At 69.0% G+C, this 6,044-nt stretch carries 8 protein-coding genes and 1 other RNA gene; 6 read left to right on the forward strand and 3 right to left on the reverse strand.

What is annotated here, in order from left to right; all coding sequences use genetic code 11:
- Both VGD44_RS08355 and VGD44_RS08360 read right to left on the reverse strand, forming a co-directional pair.
- Positions 1 to 1,134, reverse strand: a 1,134-nt coding sequence (locus VGD44_RS08355) for an RtcB family protein (protein ID WP_331085814.1), incomplete at its 3' end; no start/stop codon positions are given.
- A 332-nt stretch (positions 1,135 to 1,466) separates the two neighbouring features.
- Entirely contained in the window at positions 1,467 to 2,243 is a 777-nt protein-coding gene (locus tag VGD44_RS08360) for an SDR family oxidoreductase (RefSeq protein WP_331085816.1), read from the reverse strand.
- Positions 2,244 to 2,399: 156 nt separating this feature from the next.
- On the opposite strand from VGD44_RS08360, the gene VGD44_RS08365 reads away from it, so the two are divergent.
- From VGD44_RS08365 to VGD44_RS08385, 5 genes are read left to right on the forward strand one after another with little or no spacing between them, the layout of a single operon-like run.
- Positions 2,400 to 2,759 carry a DUF4262 domain-containing protein gene (locus tag VGD44_RS08365; protein ID WP_331085818.1) on the forward strand — a complete coding sequence of 120 codons (360 nt, stop codon included), beginning with the start codon at positions 2,400 to 2,402 and terminating at the stop codon, positions 2,757 to 2,759.
- Entirely contained in the window at positions 2,743 to 2,904 is a 162-nt protein-coding gene (locus tag VGD44_RS08370; protein ID WP_331085820.1) for a hypothetical protein, read from the forward strand. Before VGD44_RS08365 ends, VGD44_RS08370 begins: the two co-directional genes overlap by 17 nt.
- Positions 2,905 to 2,936: 32 nt before the next feature.
- On the forward strand, positions 2,937 to 3,485 hold the full coding sequence (ilvN, locus tag VGD44_RS08375) for an acetolactate synthase small subunit (protein ID WP_331085822.1): 549 nt from the start codon (positions 2,937 to 2,939) through the stop codon (positions 3,483 to 3,485).
- 39 nt (positions 3,486 to 3,524) lie between these two features.
- Positions 3,525 to 4,487 carry a hypothetical protein gene (locus tag VGD44_RS08380; protein ID WP_331085824.1) on the forward strand — a complete coding sequence of 321 codons (963 nt, stop codon included), beginning with the start codon at positions 3,525 to 3,527 and terminating at the stop codon, positions 4,485 to 4,487.
- A 5-nt stretch (positions 4,488 to 4,492) separates the two neighbouring features.
- The gene (locus VGD44_RS08385) at positions 4,493 to 4,990 is read left to right on the forward strand and encodes a YybH family protein (protein ID WP_331085826.1); all 498 of its coding nucleotides are present in this window, start codon (positions 4,493 to 4,495) and stop codon (positions 4,988 to 4,990) included.
- Here VGD44_RS08385 and VGD44_RS08390 read toward each other — a convergent pair.
- Positions 4,959 to 5,528: an inner membrane-spanning protein YciB gene (locus VGD44_RS08390; protein ID WP_331085828.1), complete on the reverse strand. Its 570-nt coding sequence runs from the start codon at positions 5,526 to 5,528 to the stop codon at positions 4,959 to 4,961. The two genes, VGD44_RS08385 and VGD44_RS08390, sit on opposite strands and share 32 nt — an antisense overlap.
- Positions 5,529 to 5,672: 144 nt before the next feature.
- Here VGD44_RS08390 and ssrA point away from each other — a divergent pair.
- Positions 5,673 to 6,044: a transfer-messenger RNA gene (ssrA, locus tag VGD44_RS08395) on the forward strand; the annotation flags it as partial.

Below are 6,044 nucleotides of genomic sequence, written 5' to 3' on the forward strand. Positions count from 1 at the left end.
CATCGGCGTCTCGTCGATGACGCCCTCGTCCTTCCGGCATTCGACGCCCGCCGTGGCGGCCACGTGGTCGTCGACGGTGAAGCGCCGCTTGGCTTCTGCCCGGGACATGGTCCGGCCCGCGCCGTGCGAGCAGGTGCAGAAGGACTCGGCGTTCCCCTTGCCCCGCACGATGAAGGACTTGGCGCCCATCGATCCCGGGATGATCCCGAGCTCGCCGGCGCCCGCCCGCACCGCACCCTTCCGGGTCAGCCAGACCTCCTCGCCGAAATGGCGTTCCTTCACAACGTAGTTGTGGTGGCAGTTCACCGCCTCCTTGTCGGTCTTGAACGCCGGCAGGCCGGCCTCGCGCAGCGCCTGGAGGACGCGGACCATCATCGCCTCGCGGTTCTGACGCGCGAAGTCCTGGCCCCACGAGACCGCCTCGACATAGTCGTCGAAGTCGGCCTCGCCTTCCTCCAGCCAGGCGAGGTCCATGTCGGCGAGCCGCACCCCGACCCGCTCCTTCACCAGCGCCTTGGCGCGGTTGATGAAGAACTGGCCGATGGCGTTGCCGATGCCCCGCGACCCCGAGTGCAGCATCACCCACGCCCGCTGATCGGTGTCGAGGCAGCCCTCGATGAAGTGGTTGCCGCCGCCGAGCGTGCCGAGCTGCACGATGCTGGCGGCGTCGGCAAGGATCGGGTGCTTCTCGACGAGCGCGTTGTAGCGCCGCTCGAGACCCGAGGCGGTCCACCGGTTCACCACCGCGTTCGGCACGCCGTGGCGGCCCTGCTCGCGCCAGCTCCCCTTCACGCCGGGGCCGCCGTGCGGCACCACGCGCTCGATGAGCGAACGGATACCGGCAAGGGTGTCCGGCAGGTCCGACGCGGTCAGGGTGGTGCGCACCGCCATCATGCCGCAGCCGATGTCGACGCCCACGGCCGCCGGGATCACGGCGCCCTTGGTCGGGATTACCGAGCCCACGGTGGCGCCGCGGCCGAAGTGCACGTCCGGCATCACCGCCACGTGGCCGTGGATGAACGGCAGCCCCGCCACATTGCGCAGCTGGTTCTTCGCGGCCTCTTCGACCGGCACGCCCCGGGTCCACGCCTTGATCGGGACCCCGTGGCTTTCGATGACTTCAAATCCGCTCATCTGGACCTCTCCTTGCTCTTGCGGCCCCTCCCGATCCACCGCGGCGGCAAAGCGTCCTTCCGAAACGAAGAACCCCTCCGCGGCTGGGCCGGGAGGGGTTCTTTCGGACGATCTCAAAGATTCTGAGACTTACCGAGGGCCATCCTCCCACGCGCGCATACCCTTCCGCTCGACCTGGCGGTCGAGGCTCTGGGCAGGCAGGCTGTTGAAGACGATCTTCGACATGACTCTCATCCTTGAGGCCGCGGCGGATAGCACGTTCTCCGATGCCGTCAAAAGTGTGTTTCAGATGAAACCAACCTTGGCCGCAGACTGTGGCCGCGGAACCACGGTCACCCGGGCGAGGCGCTGATCCCGCCGTCGACGGTGAACACCACGCCGGTGGTGTAGGCGCTGCGATCGGAAGCCAGGAACGCCATCAGGTCGGCGATCTCGCGCGGCTTGGCGGGGCGGCCCAGCGGGTAGTTCGCCATCAGCTCGCGGTAGCGGCCCCCGTCGCCGAAGCGGCGCTGGGCGGCGGCCTTCATCAGGGTGACGATGCGGTCGGTCTCGACCGGGCCCGGGCTCACGCCGACCACCCGGATCCCGTCGCGCAGCGACTTGCCGCCCAGCGCGCGGGTGAAGGCGTAGAGCGCCGCGTTGCCGGTGGAGCCGGCGATATAGCCCGCGTCCATCCGCTCGCCCGCCGCGCCGATGTCGTTGATGATCACGCCCGACCCGCGGGCCTTCATGTGGGCGTAGATCGCCCGCGTGAGGTTGATGTAGCCGAACACCTTCAGCTCCCAGGCGTGGCGCCATTTCTCCTCGTCCACCGCCTCCAGCGTGCCGCCCGGGATGTCGCCGGCGTTGTTGACCAGGATGTCGGCGTCCTTCCCCGCCTCGGCCAGCGCCCTCAGCTGCCCGGGATCGCGGATGTCGGTGGGGACGGCGCGGGCCTGGATCTGATGCTGGCCCCGCAGCCGCTCGCAGAGGCTCTCCAGCACCTCGCCGCTGCGCGCCGCCAGGATCAGTTGACAGCCCTCCTCCGCGAACGCCTCGGCCGCCGCCGCGCCGATCCCCTTGGAGGCGCCGGTGATCAGGACCGTGCGGCCGGTGAGGTTGAGGTCCATGTCAGGCGTCTCCTTCGGCGCGGCAGGAAAGCGGCGAACGGGCGGAAGCTCAAGCGTTGACTAGCTCGACTTTGTTCTCTTAATGTTCTCACTATGCGGGGCGCACTGACGTGGCTGAAAGACGCTTGGCTGAAGCTCACCAGCCGAGATCGAGGTGTGACTTCCCAGCTGGGGCGCCGCATCGAGGAGCACGGCTGGACCGCCGTGTACGTGGGCGACTACAGCACAGCGCCGACTTGGACCTACACCATTGGATTCGATGAAACGTTGGGGCAGCCCGAGGTAATCGTATTCGACATCCCCCAGGACTCCGCGAACGCGCTGCTCTGGGAGGTGTTTGCGCAGATCAAGGACGGGCGGCTCATCCTTGAGGATGGCAAGGTGTGGCCCGAGGGCGAGGAGCTCGCCGTGCGTCTGGCGCAAGGTGCACGAGAGCCAGCTCGAGAGCGAGATGGGCTGGTTCACGTTCGCGACCATGAGGAGCCTGGCGCGGACGGGAATGCCATTCGGTTTTAACGCTTTCCAGCTGGTCCTGTCGGACAACGACGGCCGGATGCCGTGGGACGACGGCTACGACGAGCGGCTGCGACCATTGCAGCCGGCGCTCTACCTGCCACTGGACGTAAAGGAGTCGCCGCTTGCGGCAGAGGCCGCCCTGTGACACCTCAGCGGCCACTGCCAAGGACTGCCGACATGACCGACACCCAACCCGCCTCCGTTTACGACCTCTCCCACGCGGACCAGGAGGAGAGCCGGGCCACCTTTGCGGTGCTCGTCGACAACGAGCCGGGGGTGCTGCACCGGGTGGTCGGGCTGTTCGCGGCGCGCGGCTACAACATCGACAGCCTGACGGTGGCCGAGACCGACCCCAACGCGCACACCAGCCGCATCACCATCGTCACCCGGGGCACGCCGCAGGTGCTGGGCCAGATCGAGGCGCAGCTGCAGAAGATGGTCTCGACCCGCCACGTGCAGGACGTGACCAAGGACCCTAACGGCATCGAGCGGGAACTGGCGCTGGTGAAGGTGCGCGGCACGGGCGCCGAGCGGGTGGAGGCCCTCCGCGTCTCGGACATCTTCCGCGCCAAGGTGGTCGACACCACCCACGAGAGCTTCGTCTTCGAGCTCACCGGCGCGCCGTCGAAGATCGACAAGTACGTCGACCTGATGAAGGGCCTTGGCCTCGTCGAGGTGTCGCGCACCGGCGTGCTGTCGCTGCAACGGGGCGTCGAGGTCTTCTAGTCGGCGGGAACCTGCCGCCCGGACCGCACTTTTCATGGCGTGTCTGTACGCGTCACCCTTGCTGTATTGATCGCGCTCAGCCTGGCCGCGCCCGTGAACGCGCAGATCCCACTGTTCATCCCTATCCCGCGCAAGGCCAAGCCTCCACCCGACGGGCCGCGCCCCCCGCCGCCCGACCTGCCGCCCGCCGAGGCCGCCGTATGGCCCTTCCCGCCGCCCGACCCGAGGAGCTGGTGGGAGGAAAAGCGGCTGAAGCCCACCGAGGCCTCCGATCCCCTGGGCGGCCGCCGCATCCGCCGCGGCGAGCGGCTGGTGGAGCCGGACAACGGCGTCCAGCCCTCCACCTACCGCCTGTGGGGCCTCATGCCGCTGCAGTGGCAGCTGGTGCGCGGCGACGAGATGATCCTGGAGGTCTGGACCCGGCCCACGGGCAGTACGCGCCAGACGGTGACGCGCATCATCGTGCGCGGCGCGGACGCGTTCGTGCAGGCCCGCGCCGGCATGGCGTGCTGCGAGGCGGTGATCGGCCGGCGGATCGGCTTCGACGAACAGCTTCCGCCCGGCTCGGCCGAGCGGTTCCGGGCGCTGGCGAGGCTGCCCGCGTGGCGCTCCCCGCGCGACGTGAGGGTGTCGGAGGCGGGCGCGGCCGACGCCGTCTGCGTCGAGGGGACCGGCTATGATGTGACCCTGGTCACGCCCGGGCGCTCCACCACCCTGCATCGGGCCTGCGATCCGGCCGAGGTGGGCGAGATCGGCGAGGTGCTGGAGGCTGTGCTGGGCGCCGCGCTGGGCCATGATCCCCGCTTCGATGTGATCTTCCCGCGCGGGGTGAGCTTCGCCAGCGCCCGCCGCGCCCACGAGGCGCTGCTGGCCGAGGGCGGGCGGCTGCGCCCCAATCCCGACGCGCGCCAGGGCCCGCCGGGCGCCGAGCCGGCCCCATCGGCCGAAGTGGACGCCGGCGTGCCGGCAAGCGAAGCTGCGCCGGAAACGCCCCGGAGCTGACCCCGATGAAGACCCTCGCCGCCGCCGCGCTGGCGCTCTCGCTGGCCGGCCCTGCGCTGGCCGCCGACCTCTCGGCCCAGGCCGCCGCCGAAGCGCTGGCCGCCGACCGCGCCTTCCACGACCGCGCCCAAGTGGTGCACCCGGCCCAGGCGTTCCGCGAGTTCATGGAAAGCGACGGCCTGCTCTACGGCACGGGCGGCGACCCGGCGAAGGGCTCGGCCGCGATCTACGCCCTGATGGGCGGCGACAAGCCCCAGCGGGTGAAGGTGGAGTGGGTTCCGAAGCAGGCCTGGGGCGCGGCTTCGGGCGAAATGGCCATGACCATCGGCGACTGGAAGCGCACCTGGCTCGACGGCTCGCGGGTGATGACCGGCAACTACGTCACCGTCTGGCGCAAAACCCAGGACGGCTGGAAGGGCCTCATCGACATCGGCGAGGTCGACGAGGCCGCTGCCGCGTCCACGGCGCCCGCTACGCCGGAAGCGCCGCCTGCTCGGCCTTGAGCTCGCGCATCGAGACGGAACGGACGTGCAGGTACTGCGCCGCGAACAGCGCGAGCTTCGACGACATCGGGAAGATCGCCTTGTAGAGCGGCCATTGCTCGGGCAGCGCGACGGCGAACATCAGGTTGAGCCCGCCGGTGAGCGCCATCAGGCCTGCCCAGACATAGCCGTAGGCGGTCATCACGCCCGCGCCCCGGCCCTGGGAGATCGGCGGCAGGTAGCGCAGCATCCAGCCCTTGCGCAGCATGAAGGCGGCGAGCAGCAGGTAGACCACCGTGGGCTTGGCCATCAGGAAGCGGGGGTCGTGCACCAGGAGGGTTGCGCCGCCGAACACAATCACCAGGCCCAGGCTCGCCCACTGCAGCGGCGCGACCTGGCGGCGCAGGCCGAGCAGCAGAGCGACGTGGCCCACGCCCGTGACCATGGCGATGATCGTGGCCGCGAGCGGATCGACGCCGGCGACCAGCAGGGCGGCGAAGAGGAGGCTGGAGAAGAGGTCGTTCACCAGCGGGCGTGCAGCGTGGACGAAGGTGTTCATGATGCGAGAAACTCCGGGTCTCGGGGAGGCCCTGAAGGCTAACGGCCGCTGGCGTGGGCCGTGAATCCGCCCACGAAGGCCCGGTGGCCGTCCGCGAAAACGGCGCCGCCGTTCGCGCTTCGCGAAGCGCCGGAAGGGAGAGAATTCGTTGAATCTCAACCCCGAGCGCCTATATGTGAGGCGTCGGGTTCGCCCGACTATGGAGATAAACGCGCGCATAATAAGCGGACTGGACCCGGGTGCGATTCCCGGCGGCTCCACCAATCTTCCCCCGGGTTATCGCCGGATAGTGAGTTTCTTACCTGGGAAGCATGGGGCCGATCAGCATCGACAGACGTGTAAAGGCGTTGCTTTCTCTCGGCCTGACCCACCGTCCCGGGTCTTTAAACTAAATGCGAACGATAACTTCGCTGAGGAAGTTCGCCTGGCTGCGTAATGCGGTCCGGTAACATCCGAACCAAGTCCTAGAGGTTCAGATCTCTAGGCGGGGCTCGGGAGGCGCCTGGCAACAGAAGC

It is taken from the genome of Phenylobacterium sp. (assembly GCF_036402295.1).
GTDB lineage: Bacteria > Pseudomonadota > Alphaproteobacteria > Caulobacterales > Caulobacteraceae > Phenylobacterium.